14 protein-coding genes and 1 tRNA gene are annotated in these 18,578 nt (G+C 42.8%); 5 read left to right on the top strand and 10 right to left on the bottom strand.

Going from position 1 to position 18,578, the window contains the following annotated elements:
* Both B2V92_RS15590 and B2V92_RS15585 read left to right on the top strand, forming a co-directional pair.
* On the top strand, window positions 1-496 hold a 496-nt coding region (locus B2V92_RS15590; RefSeq protein WP_293309760.1), incomplete at its 5' end, for a RagB/SusD family nutrient uptake outer membrane protein.
* Between the two features lie 62 nt (window positions 497-558).
* Window positions 559-1,485, top strand: coding sequence for a metallophosphoesterase family protein (locus tag B2V92_RS15585; protein WP_293309758.1), 927 nt, complete (start codon window positions 559-561; stop codon window positions 1,483-1,485).
* 88 nt (window positions 1,486-1,573) lie between these two features.
* Here the strand turns inward: B2V92_RS15585 and B2V92_RS15580 are convergent, their stop codons facing one another.
* The 3 genes from B2V92_RS15580 to B2V92_RS15570 form a co-directional block, all read right to left on the bottom strand.
* The gene (locus tag B2V92_RS15580) at window positions 1,574-2,134 is read right to left on the bottom strand and encodes a hypothetical protein (RefSeq protein ID WP_293309756.1); all 561 of its coding nucleotides are present in this window, start codon (window positions 2,132-2,134) and stop codon (window positions 1,574-1,576) included.
* A gap of 43 nt (window positions 2,135-2,177) precedes the next feature.
* On the bottom strand, window positions 2,178-2,447 hold the full coding sequence (locus B2V92_RS15575; RefSeq protein WP_293309754.1) for a hypothetical protein: 270 nt from the start codon (window positions 2,445-2,447) through the stop codon (window positions 2,178-2,180).
* Window positions 2,448-2,753: 306 nt separating this feature from the next.
* Window positions 2,754-3,107 (bottom strand): winged helix-turn-helix transcriptional regulator, encoded by a 354-nt coding sequence (locus tag B2V92_RS15570; RefSeq protein ID WP_293309752.1) that lies wholly within the window; start codon window positions 3,105-3,107, stop codon window positions 2,754-2,756.
* Window positions 3,108-3,198: 91 nt separating this feature from the next.
* Here B2V92_RS15570 and B2V92_RS15565 point away from each other — a divergent pair, with 91 nt between their 5' ends.
* Window positions 3,199-3,828, top strand: coding sequence for an NAD(P)H-dependent oxidoreductase (locus B2V92_RS15565; protein WP_293309750.1), 630 nt, complete (start codon window positions 3,199-3,201; stop codon window positions 3,826-3,828).
* Between the two features lie 134 nt (window positions 3,829-3,962).
* Here B2V92_RS15565 and B2V92_RS15560 read toward each other — a convergent pair whose 3' ends face one another.
* From B2V92_RS15560 to B2V92_RS15535, 6 genes are all read right to left on the bottom strand, one after another.
* On the bottom strand, window positions 3,963-4,577 hold the full coding sequence (locus tag B2V92_RS15560; protein WP_293309748.1) for an HD domain-containing protein: 615 nt from the start codon (window positions 4,575-4,577) through the stop codon (window positions 3,963-3,965).
* A gap of 52 nt (window positions 4,578-4,629) precedes the next feature.
* Entirely contained in the window at window positions 4,630-5,469 is an 840-nt protein-coding gene (locus B2V92_RS15555) for an alpha/beta hydrolase (RefSeq protein ID WP_293309746.1), read from the bottom strand.
* 294 nt (window positions 5,470-5,763) lie between these two features.
* A complete protein-coding gene (locus B2V92_RS15550; RefSeq protein WP_293309744.1) occupies window positions 5,764-6,900 on the bottom strand; it encodes a cellulase family glycosylhydrolase in 1,137 nt (378 codons plus the stop codon).
* Window positions 6,901-6,921: 21 nt separating this feature from the next.
* Window positions 6,922-8,109, bottom strand: coding sequence for a sialidase family protein (locus B2V92_RS15545; protein WP_293309742.1), 1,188 nt, complete (start codon window positions 8,107-8,109; stop codon window positions 6,922-6,924).
* A gap of 23 nt (window positions 8,110-8,132) precedes the next feature.
* A complete protein-coding gene (locus B2V92_RS15540; protein ID WP_293309740.1) occupies window positions 8,133-9,659 on the bottom strand; it encodes a RagB/SusD family nutrient uptake outer membrane protein in 1,527 nt (508 codons plus the stop codon).
* Window positions 9,660-9,669: 10 nt separating this feature from the next.
* Entirely contained in the window at window positions 9,670-12,624 is a 2,955-nt protein-coding gene (locus tag B2V92_RS15535; protein ID WP_293309738.1) for a SusC/RagA family TonB-linked outer membrane protein, read from the bottom strand.
* A gap of 241 nt (window positions 12,625-12,865) precedes the next feature.
* Here B2V92_RS15535 and B2V92_RS15530 point away from each other — a divergent pair, with 241 nt between their 5' ends.
* Window positions 12,866-16,888 carry a hybrid sensor histidine kinase/response regulator transcription factor gene (locus B2V92_RS15530; RefSeq protein WP_293309736.1) on the top strand — a complete coding sequence of 1,341 codons (4,023 nt, stop codon included), beginning with the start codon at window positions 12,866-12,868 and terminating at the stop codon, window positions 16,886-16,888.
* 331 nt (window positions 16,889-17,219) lie between these two features.
* Here B2V92_RS15530 and B2V92_RS15525 read toward each other — a convergent pair.
* A tRNA-Arg gene (locus B2V92_RS15525) sits at window positions 17,220-17,291 on the bottom strand.
* Between the two features lie 292 nt (window positions 17,292-17,583).
* Between B2V92_RS15525 and mgtE the strand changes: the two genes are divergently transcribed.
* On the top strand, window positions 17,584-18,578 hold a 995-nt coding region (gene mgtE / locus B2V92_RS15520), incomplete at its 3' end, for a magnesium transporter (protein WP_293309734.1).

Here is an 18,578-nt window from a genome sequence, read left to right as displayed (position 1 = left end):
TACTGCGGCCAATAGCACACCCGATGCTGTTTTAGCTGCAATGTATCCGTTGGTTAATGGGGCAAACAAAGGTGTATTATTAGAAATCCGTCGCGAGCGTAACGTAGAACTGGCCTGTGAGGGTTTCAGGTTTGCCGATCTGCTGCGATGGAAAGCGGGTAAACTGTTAGAAAAACCAACGCAGGGCATGTATCTGCCAAAATTGGGGGCTTATGATGTTACCGGCGATGGGATAGAAGATATCGCCATTTTACAGGCCCCAAATCAGGAAACACCGCTCGATGGCCTTCCTGCAGATGTTAAATCAAAGCTTGTAAAATATTACCTGAGCGACAATAGTTTTTACCTGAGTAATGGGAGTTCGGGTTTTATCATGTTCCCAGAGAATTTAAGTTCTCCACGCTCGTTCATTGATCCGAAATACTATTATTTCCCTATACCCATGCAACAGATATTGCTTAACCCCCAGCTTAAACAACCTACTGGCTGGCAATAATAAAATAAAACCGGGGATGGCTTTTCGTTCATCCCTGGTTGTTTTGATAAAAACATAAACACATGAAAAGAAGAAACTTATTAAAATCGATCCCCCTGGCTACGGCGGCCCTTGTACTTGGCGACCTTAAAAATGTTACCCTGGCTGTCCCGGTAGAGAAAAATAAAGAGCGTAAACCTGTTTTAACAATCGCCCACATTACCGATGTGCACATCAGAAACGGAGATGACGCCCCTGCAAGATTTGAAAAATCGCTGAAAGAAATCAAGAAACAAAAAATAGATTTTTTCCTGAATGGGGGAGATAGCATCCATGCGGCCGATTACAAAGATATCAAACGCGAAAGTGTAACCGAACAGTGGGGCATATGGGACAACTGCATCAAAGAAATAGCAGGATATGAAGTGCATAGCTGTATCGGTAATCACGATATCTGGTGGGCTGCACCATCAACCGCTGATGAGATGTACGGAAAAGACTATGTGGTTAAAAGATTGAAAATCCCGAACCGCTATTACAGTTTTTCGAAAAAAGGCTGGCACTTTATTATTCTGGATGGCAATAATAAAAATACAGCTCTGGATGCCGAACAATATAAATGGCTGGAGGATGAACTGGAACGTTTACCTGCAAATACACCTGTGCTGCTGATGTCGCATTATCCCATATTAACAGTTACGGGTACCTGGGAAGGTGGACAGCATGGCGATCATAAAGAACTGAAACAATTGTTCTTCAAACACAAAGATAAGGTTAAGGTTTGCCTCAGCGGACATCAGCATCTACTTGATAGGGCCTGGTACAATGGCGTAGAATATTATTGTAATGGGGCAATGAGTGGATTTTGGTGGGGAAAAGGTGATAAAAGATCAGCAAAGCCCTATTATTATCAGGAAACTGCACCAGGTTATGCCATCCTTAAACTATATAGCGATGGCACATTGGAAAACAGGTATATCGAAACCGAACAACCTGAAGTAACAGGCTGATTTCTTTTTAGGTATAAAAGATTGTTTAAAACCATGTATTAACAGGCCGGTTCCTGTTGAAAAACAGGGACCGGTTTTTTTATAGAAATTATAGCCGGATATTCCGTTCAAAATATACGATGTTGTGATCATAAATGCCCTGATAGGGATTTCCGTATGTGCGGAAGCCGTTGTTTAAAAGAAAACGCTGGCTGCTGCGCGTAGCAGTGGTAGAAAACAGGATGCCACCATAATGGGTAATTTTTTGGAGTAACATCCTTTTCAAAGTACTGCTGATTCCTTTTTGACGGAAAAGGGTAAGCGTATACGAATAACCGACTTCGAGAAAAGGTTCGTTGATGCTGCTCCTGATACCGGCTTTTCTGTGCACGTTTTCCAGATAGGATAAACTGGGTTTTTTGATTGCTGAAATACCAACGAGTTTTTTATCCTGATAACAAAAGCCGAGAAATTCGGCACCGAGTATTTTTAACGGAAGATCAATCGGCGACACCTTGTTTCCCTTGCGTAGCAACAGGTAAAAATAATGCAGTTCTGTAATAGAACAGTCGGCAGGCCTTTTGATTTCAAAATAACAATTGTCCAAAAAATTGGAGCCAAAAAAGTACTCCTGATAGGTTACCAGGCCAGTTGGGGTATGCTGGTTCATAGGGTAGGTGTTGATTGTGCTTAATATTTTTATTTGCAGGGCTTTATTTCTTTTTGCCCTTTAACGTATTGCTCAGGTTTGCTGATAAGGATAGCATGTTGCATACCTTATCGTTCCAGTCGATCAGCGCATCCTCTGGAGAAGTTCCCAAGCCTGATATGTCATGCTCTTCCTCAAAAGAAAGTACAGCATAATAGCAATCGCCATCCTGGTAAACCGCAGGCTTAAACTGCATTACAAATGTTGGTAGCCTGTACCGGCTGTAATCAAAATCCACCAATCTGCCCGGAATTGTTCTTGCCTGCTGTTTCATAAGCTAATTTTTGGTAAAATAATTAGTCTGCCGGTCTGAACTTAAAACCTGCCAAACAAACGTATTCCTAAATTAACAGCTTTATGTTTCCTTAAGGTTAATGCCTTATTGTCTGTTTGTTAAGGGGGCTGATTGCCCTATCAAACCATAATTGAATAAAGAAGTTGTGTTTGATCGACAGGTAGTTGGTTGAAATAAAAAACGCGATAAACAGTTTGGGACTGATTTGTCGCGTTTTGTGCCCTGACGAAACCATTAACGAAATTTTTATAGCGATTTTTGAAGATGACTTCTGAAATTCCTTGATTATGCCTTCACAATATAATCACGGTGGGTTTCTCCCCATTCGGAAAGCACGCCGATGATCGATTTTGTTGATTCCCCGTATTCGGTCAGCTCATAAATTACCGCAATGGGCTGGGTACTGGCTACCGTTCGTTTTACGAGGCGGTTTAATTCCATTTCCTTAAGTTCCCTACTTAGCGCTTTTCCCGAAATTCCTTTAACATCTCTTAATAGGTCCGAATACCGTTTGGGGCCAAACAGCAAACCGGCTATGATATATATCTTCCATTTACCGCCCAGTACATACATGGCATCGTGCACGCCCATAATGGCTTTTTTGCAATCGTGTGATGGCGTTGGTGTTATTTTAAGCATGGTTACCTTTTTGTCACTATAACATTTTGTCTCCTGGTGACAAAAGTAAACAAATAATGTTGAGTTTTGCATCACAAAAAAGAAACAGAAAATGAATACCATAGAAAATCTGGAGTGGCGTTATGCCACCAAAAAATTCAACGAAAACAAAATCTCTTCGGCAGATCTGAACAGGATACTCGAAGCCATCAACCTTTCGGCTTCTTCAACCGGTTTGCAGCCATACCGCGTTTTTGTTGTCGAAAATCCATCAATCCGTAAAGAGCTGGGCAAAGATTCATTTAATGCACAGATTTCGGAGTCGTCGCATCTGTTGGTTTTTGCAGCTTTCGAAAAAATAACCATCGGGCAGATAGAAAACTATATGTTGCACATTGCAGGCGAAAGGGGAGTGCCTGTTGAGGCTTTGGCAGATTTTAAGGCGGCATTGGTAGGCGGTTTGCTTAGCAGATCGGATGAAGAAAATTTTAACTGGGCAGCAAAACAGGCTTATATCGCATTGGGAACAGCGCTTATAGCAGCAGCTGAGCTAAAAATAGACTCTACACCCATGGAAGGATTTGATGCTGCAAAATTTGATTCGTTACTTGGGTTAACCGAAAAAGGACTTAAATCTGTGGTTACTTTAGCCCTGGGTTACCGCGATCACGAAAATGATGCATTTGCGAAACTCAAAAAGGTAAGGCTCCCGCTCGGGGATTTTGCAACCTTTATTGATTAGCGTAAAGAGATTGCCAAAATGCGATAGATGGTAGGGAAATTGCCAACAGCATTTATGAGGACATTTATGGTTATGGATGTCCTCATTTTTTAGATTAACCTAATGGATAAAGAATAGCGTTAATGATCAACATTTCACTTTAAACCATCGGTATCTGCCTGTTTTTTAAGAATGCCTTTTTCTACACTGTCGTTAATGAGCTGTTCGGCATAAGCCCAGATAGACGAAGAACCATCATTTATAACCTTTTTTTTGTTGTAAACTTGGTCGTAACCAACATTAAACTCGGCCCAGGTACCACCATTATTAGAAGTATTCTGCAATAAAGGTTCGAACCTGTCCATTGTTCGGGCAAATTTTGCGTCATCCGTAATTCCTTCTTCAAATTCTTCCCAAATGGCTATAAATTCTTCTGTCTGTGCTTTTGGCAAAAGTCCAAAAATACGTTTGGCGGCCAGGCGTTCTTCATCGGTATTGCTGTGGCTTTTCGATGTATCATAGATAAAAGTATCACCGGCATCAATTTCCACAAGATCATGTATCAGAACCATTTTCAACACCCTAAGCACATCGATCGGCTTGTTTGACTGGCCTGCCAAAACCAATGTCATCATCGCCAGGTGCCAGCTGTGTTCGGCATCATTTTCGTGCCTGTTGCTGTTGAATAGTTTAGTTCTGCGCTGGATGTATTTTAATTTGTCGATCTCTTTTATAAAAGAAACCTGTTTAATCAGATCATCGTTAAACATTGCCTGTAAATTTTGAAATTAATTGATTCGAAAAGGCAAAGTTAGTAAAAGGTCAGTGTACCGCTTGTCCGCTGCGCTTTGCCGATCTTATTTTGTTAACTTCTTCAATAAGCAGGGCCAAAGCGGGTTCTACCATGGTGCCATGGTTAAAGCCCTGCAGTTCGAGTAAACGGCATGCGGAGTGCCCGGTAAGTTTCATCATCCTTTGCAGATAAGCGTTTTCTTCGTACCTGCCCATTAGTTCTATTTCTCTATCACCCGTAATCAGCAGTGTTTGTGGGGCATTGGGCCTTACAAAATAAAGCGGTGCGTACCGATCGATGGTGGGCTGCAAATTACCTATCCCGTTTTCTTGTCTGACAGTGAAGTGCGTAATGGCTTGTCCGCTAAGGGCTACAAGTTCTGCAATGCGGTCTGCATCTACATCATATTTTTGAAGGTAAGATTTGTCGAGCGTAATCATCAATGCGAGATAAGCACCCGCCGAATGACCGCTCAGAACCACCTGGTCAGGATTTCCGCCATACTTCCGGATATTTTTGAACACCCATGCCACGGCTGCTGCCGCATCCTCTATGTAAGCGGGCGCTTTAACCTTTGGCGATAGGCGGTAGCCAACTGCAACTACGGCAAAACCCTTTTCGAGCAATCCTTTAGGTATCTCTTTTTTGCCTCCGGTAAGGCCACCACCGTGAAACCAGATCACCACCGGAAAATTTTTGTCGGTATCGGGGTAATATACATCCAGTACGCAGGCTGCATCTCTAGTGCTGTCGGTTGTGGCCAGGGTGCCTCTATAATAGGGTATTGATGAAGCTATTGTGTAGGTTTTTTGTGCTTTTACGCTGATGATGGCAATGGTGAATAAAAAACACAGTAATAATTTTTTCATTGGTTCGGTTATGGGATCAACTGTTATGGCCAAATATCGTAAACATAAAGTTAACATATGGCGTAAGTTTGCTGCATTGTTACTTAAAGCAGCACTAAAGGTAGCCTTAGGTTTCTGCCAAAAGTGATGGAAACCGCTTGTGATCAGCATAAGGTATTGATCTGATCAGCGCGTTTGTAAAAATAATTTCCGGCAAATGAATATCGGATCGGGCTTTAAGGTTATGGTAAAAGCAGGGTGGGTACATTATACCCGTGCCCTGCATAAAACCATAACACTTTAAAAAGGGGAATCTTATTTTTTTTGTGTCATCGATAGGATGGTCTTCTTTTCATCTTCCCTGTATGCACTCCCATCATTTTTTAGTATTTCGTGAAACCAAACCGGTGGAGGAGAGGTATAAGTTTTAGTCCACGAATCCCATGGATATTTCGTTTGCGTTTTACCATCTACAAAACCCCAGTTAATCATGCCCACATTATACTTTTTGGCAATGGGCAAAAAGCCTGCAAAAGTACTTCCATTCGGCCTGGCCATATATTCGGTACAAATTAGCGGTTTATTATACCTCGAAAGCCATTTTATCCTCTTCTCGAACTCCTGCGGACTGTCGTAATTGTGGAAAGTAATGATGTCGCTCTGCTCAATCTGAAGTTTTTCGATGGGTTTCATCTTTTCAGGAGCAGACCAATCGCCCACCCATATACCGGAGGTTAGGGGTTGTGAGGGATTAACCGAGCGCGCCCAAACAAAAGCATTTTTGAGGAGTGGCAGTACCAGTGCTACCTTATTTGGTATTTCTATTTTCTCGTATGATGGTCCCGTCATATTATCCGGCTCGTTCCATACATCCCAGGCCAATATACGTTTATCATTGGCAAACCGGCCAATAAGCCCTTTCACATATCTCTCTAAACGGGGATATTGCAGCGAATCTTTAAGGGCAAGTTGCCCAGGGCTCTGTACCCAGCCCGAGTTGTGTTTAAAAGGGATCGGATCGCGTTGTTTGCCCAGTTTATAAAAAGGGTCCCAGCACGAATCGAACAGTACAAAAAGCGGTTTGATCTGCTGTTTATCTGCCAGTTGAAGGAAAATGTTGATGCGGTTGGCAAAACCTGTCGAATCCTGTTCGTAAAGGGCATCGTGCAGGTAAACACGTACGGTATTCATGCCCAGGGCATTTGCCCAGCCCAGCTCACGGTTAATCGTGGTGGTATCGAATGTTTCTTTTTGCCACATTTCGAGCTGGTTAATGGCATTGCTCGGAATAAAGTTAACACCGATTGGCCATTGCTGGTTTTTATACCAGTTATTGGCCTGTTCTGCTGTCCAGATTTGCCTGGCAGGTGCTGTTTCTTTCTTCGCCCCGGAGCAGCCCATAAAAATCCCCAAGGCTACAGCCAGGGTATAAAGCGATAGTTTTTTTTGCATAATCTTAAAATGTATTGGTTGCTAATTTTTATTTCGGGTAACTTTTCCTTTGATCATCCACACTTCGGTAGCATTAGAGTAGGCATTGGTGCTGGTGATGGCAATTACGGTTCCATCATCAAGTATGGTTAAACTGTTCCAGAGGCACGATTTATTACCGGGAATTAGAAATGGAACAGATTTGCTCTTGAAATTTTTTCCCTGATCGTCGCCAATTACCACTTTCATATCGGCAAAATCCGGATTATTGGTGCGTCCTTCAGTACCCTGGTAGGAGAGTATGGTTTCGCCTGTTGGTAACTGCCTTAAATAAGGTGCCCCGGCATAAATTTCATCCCCAACCCTGTCTGCAAGCGCATAAGTCCGGTTGGCACTTTCTGCACCTATTGTTTGTCCCCAGTTTTCCTGTAAGCTATTTCGTAAAATGTAGGGCTTAAAGGTATTTACCGCATTATCTTCTATGGCTACCACAATGTCTTTACCGCCTTTCAGCAGCAGCGGTACCGGCATGCCATCCCTTCTTCCCGGTCTGAAACTGATGATCTCGGGCGCACTTGTCCAGCTACTTCCATTGTCTTTGGAACGGAGCATAGAAATATTCTGTTCGTTGGAGCTGGTGTAAGGCCCTTCGTTGGCAAAATAAAGCTGTACCTCGCCATTTGGCAATTGAATTGCCGAAGGTTCCCAACAACCATTCTCGAATTGGTAACCGGCCTGGTACAGCAGCTGTTCGTTCTCCCAGGTAACGCCGCCGTTGCTGCTCTGTTTTACCAGTATACCAAACCTACGTGAAGGCGAAATATCATAAGGCCTGGCATTGTAAAAAGCCAGCACCTTATTGTTGTTCAGTAAAATGAGATCAGGAACGGTCATGTTTATGCCGTTACTTCCCTGGGCTACCAGGGTTGCTTCCGACCAGGTGTCGCCGCGGTTGGTACTTTTTACCGCCATGATGTTGCCATCCGCTTCATATACGCCAAGCAATGATGCATCGGCCAACTGTATTATCCTGGCGTATCCCGAATATCTGGCATTTAATGTTGAAGAAGAAACCCTTCGGCGGCTATTTTGGTCCCAGCTTATCGATATTTCATCCTGAACAGGAGATGGGGGTTGAACAACGGGGCTTTTTGCTTTCGAACAGCTTGTTCCATATAGTATGGCAAATATATTGATGATAAGCAGCTTAATGGTGTTGTGATGTATCATTGCAGATTGACGTATATAATCGGTTAATAGTTCGGATTCTGTTTAAGGTTTTTGTTGTTCTCTACCTCAAGTTGTGGCAATGGCAAACGGATATGTTTTCCAGGAACGAAATTATTGAAATCGGGATCGCGGAGTGCTACTTTTGCTACGCCTGCCTGTGTATCCAGGTCGCCCCAACGCTTAAGATCGGCCCAGCGAACACTTTCGCCACACAGCTCTAATGCCCTTTCCATTTTAAGGCGCTCCCTGAAAAGCCCCTGGTCGGTTCCTATGGCCGGATAAGCGGTAGCCAGTGGTGCAAGGTTAACGCGTTGCCTTACCCTGTTTACATATTGATAGGCTGCTGCAGTTTGCCCCAATTCGTTGCTGGCCTCTGCATACATTAACAGGATATCCGAATAACGGATCATCCTAACATTTACCTGGCTAAAATAATCCTCGTTGCTGCGCATATAATCGCGCGAATATTTCCTGAACCAGGCCTCATCGGCATCCCATTGCCAGCTTCTTCCATAAGTTTTGTCGCCAAAATCTGCCTCAAGCCCCGGATAGAACAAACTGTATCTCAACCTTGGATCGATTTTGCCATCAACTGTTTTCTCTTTCTTAAATTCGCCTACCAGCCAGTTTCTGGCCTGTCCGTCCGACCATCCGATTGATCGTGGTGCAAAAAACTGGGCCCTGTTGTTACCCATGTTCGAACTCGGGCCATCACCTTCGGCAGTTTTATTCGCATCAGAAAACTGGATTTCAAAAACCGATTCTTTATTGTTCTCGTTCTCCGCACGGAAATTGTCTTTATAATCTACAAGATCGTAAAAACTGGCACCAGCACCCGTTACCAGGTAATCGAAAGCTGTTTTTGCGTCCCCCCATTTCTTTTGTTGCATATAGGTTTTACCCAGAAAGGCAAATGCAGCACCTTTTGTAGGCCTTCCGATGTCGTTCCCGTTCCACTGTGCCGGCAAAACTGCTGCAGCTTCCGAAAAGTCTTTCTCTACCTGTGCCCAAACCTGTGCCAAACTACTTTGCTGCGGCATATCGGTAGGACTTTGCAGCGTAGTTACAATCGGGAAATTTTCCCACAGTAATGCAGCATAGTAATAATACAGGCCACGTAAAAATTTTGCTTCGGCCAGTACCTGTGCTTTTCTGTTCTGATCGGCAAAGGCGATATCCGGTACGTAGGTAAGTACCTGGTTGCACCTGAAAATGGCCTTGTAGGTATCGCGGTAGCTCACCTGGTTGCCTTCCCAAAAATTATAGTTAACATACTGGAAACGGGTCCAATCGGCCAGTTCTATCCACGGACTTTTGCTAAAACCCTCATCAGAGGTTAAATCCAGGCGGAAATATATCCACCTCGACCAGCTGCCGGGCTGATAAAACATGTGATAAATGGCATTTACACCCTTTTGTGCATCCGATTCGGTTTTCCAGAACTGTTCCTGGGTAAGTGTATTAGGGTTGTCCTGATCGAGCAGGCTTTTTTTGCAGGACGATATTACAAAGGCCCCTGATATTAATAGAGTTAATAGTGCTTTTTTCATGTTCATCATTTTAAAATCCAAACTGTAAACCGAATGAAACCATTCGAAGATTCGGGAATGCACCAAAATCATAGCCTTTTTCGAAAATACTGTTGTTGCTGAATTCCGGATCAAGGCCGGTGTATTTGGTAATGGTAATCAGGTTCTGTCCCGAAACGCTGATCTGGGCATTGCGGAAACCGATCTTTTTAATTAATTGATCAGGAATATTGTACGATATGCCGATATATTTCAAACGGGCAAAGCTGCCGTTTTCCAACCAACGGTCGGTATCACCCCTTGAGTTGATGGTGCTGCCGTAAAATGCCCTTGGTACATCAGTATTAGGGTTTTGTGGTGTCCACGGCTGGATACCTGCACGGTAATTACTGTTGTCTGAAAATGAATCGGTTACACTTCTTGGTCCGTTAAAAACTTTCGAGCCGAATGAACCGAACCAGTCCATGTTGAAGGTGAAATTCTTGTAAGAAGCATTAAAGTTCAGTCCAAGCTCATATTTGGCCCATGGACTATCTACCACTACCTTATCCGAATTGGTGATTTCGCCATCGCCGTTGTTGTCTTTAAAACGGATATCACCCGGCTGCGCGGTAGGTTGTATCACTTTGCCTGCGGCATTTTTGTAATTGGCAATTTCCTGTGCGTTCTGGAATATACCATCGGTTTGCAGTACATACCACATGCCAATCGGCTGGCCAATTTCTGTTACCGTGTTGCCTACAAAAGTTTTATTTTTACCGTAACCTAAATCTATTACTTTATTGCGTAAAGTGGTGAGGTTGGCTGTTGCACCATACTTTAATGCTGCCCTGTTATCCTGGTAGCCTACTGTAAATTCGAAACCCTTATTCCCCAGTGTAGCTCCGTTTACATAAGGGTTACCACCATCGTTTCCGGTTGAAAGCAATAAAGGATATTGCAATAACACATCTTTGGTGCGCGAAATAAAGTATTCGGCACTGATGGTTAACCTGTTTTTAAGAAAAGCAGCATCCAATCCGTAATTCTGCTGGGTTACTTCTTCCCAACGCAGATCGGGGTTGGCCAGCCTTACCTGCGTTGCACCCGGCTGTACCGATTGGCCCGGGCCGAACACAGCTGTTGGGAAAGTATTGATAAAAGCAATATAATCATAAGGGCCAATGTTGCTGCTTCCAAGTGTACCGTAGTTTGCGCGGAGTTTAAGGTCATCAATCCATTGTACTTTAAAAAAATCTTCTTTGCTGATTCTCCACGCGCCCGATACTGATGGGAATACACCGAATTTGTGGTCTTTACCAAACCTCGAAACCCCGTCGGTTCTGATTACGCCGTTTAACAGGTATTTATCTGCATAATTGTACTCAACCCTGCCAAAGTAAGAAATCAGGTCGGTTCTGTTTTTAAAGCCTCCGGTTTGTGGTTCGTTACCCTGATCCAACACATCATAATACCCTCCCGATGGATTTGCAAGGATATTTCTTTTGGTACCCCAAATCTGGGCATATTTATCTCTCTGATAAGACTGTCCGGCAACGGCACTTATTTTGTGTTTTCCAAAATCCTTATTAAAAGATAAGGTATTTTCTATGAGTATGGTTGATGATTCACCCCTGTTTTCGTTGATAATAGCCGGATCATAAGCCTGGTTAAGCGTCCAGTTTCCGGGTTTCCTCAGGTAAGAATAATGGTCTCTGCTGGTTTCGTAACCCAGGCTAACTTTGTACTTAAGGGATGGAAGTAGCTGCAGTTCCGAAAATATATTTCCGCGGATGCGCAGGTTTTCGTTTGTGCGGTCTTCCAGATCGGCAATAGCCACCGGGTTGGTTCCGAAAGTTCTGGCACGGGCCTCATCACCATATCCGTAACCTCCCGGGTTTGCCGGATTATAAACCGGTATTGTTGGAAGAAGGCGTACCACGCTTAATATTGGGTTTCCCGACATTTCATCTGCCTTGGCATTGCTAATGGCGAGGTTTTCTCCAATGGTGAAAATACCTTTTGTGGTTTTTGTGTTTACCCTGAAATTTACCCTGTCGAAACCAGTGCTGATTACCGCCCCCTTGTTGTCGAAATATCCGGCTGATATAAAGTAGCTATTGTCTTTTCCGCCACCCGAAAAACTTAGCGAGTAATCCTGTACCAGGCCGGTTCTGTAAGCAGCGTCCTGCCAATCGGTATTCGTAGTAAGGTCGAGGTTTTGCCTTTTAACATTCGCATTATCATAAGCCATATTGTTCAGGGTTGCAAACTCGTTTGTTTCGGCAAGTTTATACCTTGGTATGGTTTGGATGGTTGTTTTTGCCGAAACATCTATTTTGGTCGGCCCTTCAACCCCTTTTTTGGTGGTAATGATAATTACTCCGTTAGCCGCACGTGTACCATAAATTGCGGCTGCCGATGCATCTTTAAGGATCTGGATAGATTCTATGTCCGCAGGATTAAAATCGCGGTTTGCAGTAGTTACCAATCCATCGATTACATAAAGCGGGTTGGTACCCGAAAAGTTTTTTAGTCCGCGTATCTGTATCTGAGCTTCCGAGCCCGGCTGTCCGCCGCCCCTTACCCTTATACCTGTTGCAAGGCCCTGCAGCGATTCGGCAACCGTAGTGGCCTGTCGTTTCTTCACATCCTCTGCCTTTACCACCGATACTGCACCGGTAAGATCCTGTTTCCGCTGGGTACCATAACCCACTACTACAACCTCGTTAAGATCGGCCGTAGATTCTACCAGTGTAACTACCAGTGGCTGGGTGCCGGTAACAGGGAGCTCCTGTTTAATATAACCTACAAACGAGAAAATAAGAACAGTTTTCTGGTCCTTTGCAGGTTCGATGGCAAATTTTCCGTTGGCATCGGTAATGGTAGAAAGCGGGCTGCCCTTAACCTGTACGCCTACACCTGCCAATGGTCCGCTGAGGTCTTTTACCACACCAGTAATTCTTTGCTGTGCCTTTACACCAATTGCCAAGCTGATTAACAACATAGTGAAGACGGTTTTGAAAATTCGATCCTTGATCTTCGCGATCGAATTGGGCGGGATATTCGTATCCCTTCCCTGTGAAAGCTTTTTGTTCATATATATAAGTTTATATTCGGTAGTGCTAAATAAGGCGGTACGGTTAGATGATTTAGTTCAATTTATGTTCATTATGTCTCAATTATCGGCTGTAAAAGGCCATTTTGGGGTTGGAGGGATATAATCTTCAATTTTTGGATTATATTTAATGATGTTTTTTTGCAAACAACTTAACCGAATATTTCTCTGCATTACTTTCTTCTGTATACATCACCAGCTTTTTGGGCAGGCGTATACTTTCAGGCATTACCAGGTAGAATCAGGACTTTCCTATAATTCAGTAATCTGCAGTCTGCAGGATACCGATGGCTTTATGTGGTTCGGCACAAAAAACGGACTGAACCGTTTTGATGGATACAGGTTCAGGATTTACCGCCACGACCCCGCAAAAAAGCAAAGCCTGGGACATAACTTTATCCATTCGCTTTTAGAAGACAAAAAAGGTAGATTATGGATTGGAACGCGTGCCGGATTATACCTGTACAACAGAGATGAAGACAATTTTACACTGATAGATGATACAAAAGACAGGGACATAGCCGCCCTTGCAGTTGATTTAAGAGGAAGAATATGGTTTATTGCAAATAATACCATCCAAAGGTACGATCCTGCCACAAAAAAGATGAAAGCTTTTAGCGGTTTGCAATACGGGGGTGTAACCACTATAACCATCATAAACGGGAAGGATGTATGGTTTGCAACGGCCTGGGGTAACCTGCTTCAATATGGTTTGGATAGCGACAGATTTAATGTGTATACGGTTTTTAATGATAACCACATCGTATCATCAAAATGGATCGAAAAAATATACTATACCGGAGATGGTCACCTTTTGGTTGGAACTTCGAGTGATGGCGTAAAACTTTTCGGCATGGATGATCACCATACCACATCGCTACCCATGCGCAACCAGGATGGGACAAATATTTTTGCACGCGATTTTTTGAAAAGCGGTGCCGGCGAATACTGGATTGCAACCGAGTCTGGCGTATTCATTTATAATATGTTGACCAAACAATATAAGCTTCTCCACCACCGGGTAAATGACAATTATACCTTATCGGATAATGCGGTATATACCATTACCCGCGACAGGGAAGGGGGGATATGGTGCGGTACCTATTTTGGCGGTTTAAACTATTATCCAAAACAATATACTTCTTTTACCAAATTTTATCCTGGGGCAGCCACCAACGAGTTAAAAGGCTATGCTGTACGCGAAATACAACAGGATAAAGCCGGAAACCTCTGGATTGGTACGGAAGATGAAGGACTCAATAAATTCAATCCGAAAACCGGCGTTTTTACGAATTTTATTCCACAGGATAACGGAAAAGGTGTTTCAAATTCGAATATCCATGGACTTGCGGTATACCGTAACAGGATTTGGATCGGCACTTTTGAACAGGGATTAGATGTGATGGACATCAATACCGGAGAGATCATTAAAAAATACAAGGCGGGCCCCGCGCCAAACCAGTTTAAAAGCAATTTTATCGAAAGCATGCTGGTTAACAGCAACGATGAACTGTTTGTGGGTACAGCAACAGGTTTATATGCTTATCGCGAAAAAAGTGATGATTTTATCTTATTGAACGAATTTCCGGGTAACAAGCACTATTCGGTTCTTTTAGAGGATAGTGAAGGTATTATCTGGGCAGGTACATTACGTGATGGACTTTGGTTTTATAACCGTAAAAACAATCAGTCGGGAAATTTCATGTTCAGCGAACACGATAGCCATAGTTTGAGCAGTAATGAGGTTAACGGACTTTTCGAAGATTCGAGCCACAACCTTTGGATAACTACCGAAGATGGCCTCTGTGTTTTAAAAAAAGGGGCAAAAACTTTTAAACGTTATACAACAGCTGATGGTTTTCCCTCGAATATTTTTTATAAAGTGCTGGAGGATAATAACAGGAATCTCTGGATCAGTACTTCGAAAGGGCTGGTGCTGTTCGATTCCTCGAACGGAAAAATCATTACCTATACCAGGGCGAATGGCCTACTGGGCGATCAGTTTAATTACAATTCGGCCTATAAGGATAAAACTGGGCAGATGTATTTTGGAAGTTTAAAGGGGATGATCGCTTTCCATCCCGAATCTTTCAGCGAAAACCGATTTGTATCAAAAATATTTGTAACAGGTTTTCAGGTGGATAATGTAGAACTGGAAGTAGGGCAGGAAAATTCGCCTTTAAAAAAGCCAATTGATTTTACCGACGAAATCAGATTACGGCATCATCAGTCTAATTTCAGTATCGATTTTGCCGCCCTGGGCTTTACCTCACCGGGAATGACACAGTATGCATTTATGATGAAAGGCCTTGATGATAAATGGACTTATCTTAAAACCAATAGAAAGGTTTATTTTACCAATCTATCGCCCGGTGAATATGAGTTTCTGATCAGGGCTTCCAATAATGGCCGTACCTGGGGCAATCATGTAAAACGCTTAAAAATTATTATTTTACCACCCATCTGGGCTTCTGCCGTAGCCCTGATTTTATATGCGCTGATTATTATAACTGCCTTAATCATACTCGTAAAATACAACCATAAAAGGTTGCAGCTCCGTTATCAGAGAAAGATAGAGCGTTGGGAAGTGGAAAACGAAAAAGAGCTGTACCATGCCAAAATCAATTTTTTTACCCAGGTAACCCACGAAATCAGAACGCCACTAAGCCTGATTAATGGCCCGTTGGAAGAGGTAATGAGGGTTACCGCTGAAGATACCAGCATAAATTCGAGCCTGCAGGTAATGCAGCAGAATACCCAAAGATTGCTCGAACTTTGTAATCAGCTGCTCGATTTCCGGAAAACTGAGCAGGAAGGATTTAACCTGAGTTTTGTTAAACTTGATGTAAATGGATTGGTTAAGCAGATCTGCACACGTTTCCAACCGCTTATTGAAGAAAAAAAGATCTCCTTTAACCTTGAGCTGGAAAAAAACGGACTTTTCGTTTATGCCGATGCAGAGGCACTGAATAAAATTATCAGCAACCTGCTCGATAATGCCTTAAAATATGCCTCTTCGGCCGTGGGGATAAAGGTTTCATCGGAGAAAGATACATTCTGCATCGAATTTGTTAATGATGGTAGCATAATCCCTGAAAAATACAGGGAAAAAATATTTGAACCTTTTTACCGTATGGAAGGGGTAAAGGGGATAAGGGGTTCCGGAATAGGGCTCTCATTGGCCCGGTCGCTGGCCGAACTCCATGATGGCCGTTTGCTGCTCGTGATAAAAAGCGATCAGAATACCCATTTCGAACTGCAGCTTCCGAAACGGCACAACCACGAATATACGCTTGCTTACCACAACCCCGCTGTGGTTAATCTGCAATCAACCGCTAACGTTGTAGGCAAATCCGATCCGGATCATCCCGATATTCTCATTGTTGAGGATAATCCCGATCTCAGGTCTTTTATAGGGAATATCCTTAAAGAACATTTTACGGTATTTTCGGTCGAAAATGGTGTTGCGGCGATGGATGTGCTTCGTGAGCGCAGCATACAGTTGATTATCAGTGATATTGTGATGCCGCTGATGGATGGCATGGAATTATGCCGCACTTTAAAGGCCGATCTGGATTATGCGCACATTCCCGTTATCCTGCTAACGGCTAAGAACAACCTGCAAACCAAAATTGAAGGGCTCGAGGCCGGAGCGGATGCCTATATTGAAAAACCTTTTTCTCCGAACCACCTTTTAACACAAATATTCAACCTGCTGAGTGTTAGGGCAAAAATAAAAACGCATTTTGCGCAATCTCCATTGGTGCACTTAAAAAGTATAGCCTATAATAAAGCCGATGAGGCTTTTCTGGACAAACTGAATGATGTGATTGTGCAGCGCATGTCGGATACTGCCCTTGATGTTGATTTCCTTGCCGATGCCATGAACATGTCGAGGCCAACACTCTACCGCAAAACAAAAGCCATTTCGAACCTTTCGCCGCACGAACTGATTACCGTAACACGTTTAAAACATGCAGCCCAGCTCCTTAGCGAAGGAAAATATAAAATACTTAAAATTGCCTCGATAACCGGATTCAGTTCGCAAACACAGTTTTCGCGCAGTTTCGCCAAACAGTTTAATATGACTCCTTCCGAATATGTTAATTCGACGAAACAGGATAAAAACGGCAAAGATTTGGGTAAGGTTTAAAGTGGGATTTCTTATTAAGGTAGGTTAATAGATAACCAAAATGGAGGTGTTAAACAAATAAGATACACAAGGTAAGAGAGCTCCTATTTAATGACCAGATATCCCCTGAAGATTATGGTGTCATCAAAAAACAGTTGGAAGAGAAGATATATAGTTTAAAGAAAAACCTAAATTCTTTCGATAAAAAACAGGATGATTTAAATAACTTAATCAAAAGTTTATCGAACACCTAGATTAAACGAAGGAGTGGAGTTAATATGTCTGATTAATAGCGAGTTGCATAAAATAAAAAACGAGACAAACAGCGTAAAAACTGATTTGTCTCGTGAGGTGCTCCCGACGAGATTCGAACTCATATCGATGGTACCGGAAACCATAATTCTATCCATTGAACTACGGGAGCAGGGCTGCAAATATAGAAAAATCAAATACATTTCTCCCAAATTTAAAAGCAAATTTTAACCGATAACAAAAGCTTCAACCTGTTTCGCCTTACCCTGATGTTTTTAATGTTAATTAATGATTAAATCATCCATTATCGCTTTTAGAATGTTGACTTTATGCCACTGTATTTTTAAATTAGGCTGTTTGAGGTGCGGATTTTAGCAGCATAGGTTGGCTTTTTAGGAAATAAAAATGCACCTTTGCGAACCGTTAATAGAGGTTTAGGCATGTAAATAAATTAAATTTTGTGTATGGAAGAAATGGTTGTGGAAGAAATTCAGGAACTACTTGAAAAAGACAATGATAAAGCGTTAAAGCAATATCTCGATCAACTGAATATTTCGGATGTTGAAGAACTGATAGATGAACTTCCACAATATGCAGCAAAATTTATCGAAACCCTATCCCTCAACAGAGCCGTAAACGTATTCAGGATCCTGGATTTTCCTACCCAGGAGCGTATCATTAAAAAACTGTCGGGCAATAAACTTAACCAGATCATCAAAGATCTGCCACCTGATGACCGTACAGCACTTTTTAGCGAATTAAAAGGCGATGTGGTGAAAAAAATGATCACCCTTTTACCGCCCGAAGAACGTAAAGAATCGCTCGCACTCTTAGGTTATAAAGAAGATAGTATCGGCCGTTTAATGACCCCCGATTACATTGCCGTAAAACCCGAGTGGTCTATTACCCGTGTATTGGGCCATATCAGGCGTTATGGTAAAAATTCCGAAACCATCGATGTGGTTTATGTCATCAATAAAGATGGTGTGCTCCTAGATGATATCCGTATCCGTGAGGTTTTATTGGCCGATCCCGAAGCCATTATCGGAGAACTCACCGATAAACGTTTTATCGCATTAAAAGCCAACGATCCGCAGGAAGATGCCATCAATATCTTCAGGATGAATAACCGGGTGGCTTTACCCGTTGTAGATGAAAATAATATTCTTTTGGGGATTGTTACCGTTGATGATATTTTATGGATCGCCAACGAAGAATACACCGAAGATATGCACAAAATAGGGGGTACTGAAGCACTCGACGAACCTTATCTTGATATTCCGATCCTGAAACTCGTAAAAAAACGTGCCGGCTGGTTAATAGTACTCTTTTTAGGTGAGATGTTAACGGCAACAGCCATGCAGCACTTCGAAATTGAGCTCGAAAAAGCGGTGGTTTTATCATTGTTTATTCCCTTGATTATGAGCAGCGGCGGTAACAGTGGCTCGCAGGCTTCTAC

Origin of the sequence: Pedobacter sp. UBA5917, from assembly GCF_002432345.1 — a bacterium.
Taxonomy (GTDB): Bacteria; Bacteroidota; Bacteroidia; order Sphingobacteriales; family Sphingobacteriaceae; genus Pedobacter.
The sequence above is the reverse complement of the archived record's forward strand: the minus strand, read 5'-3'. Positions and strand labels throughout refer to the sequence as shown.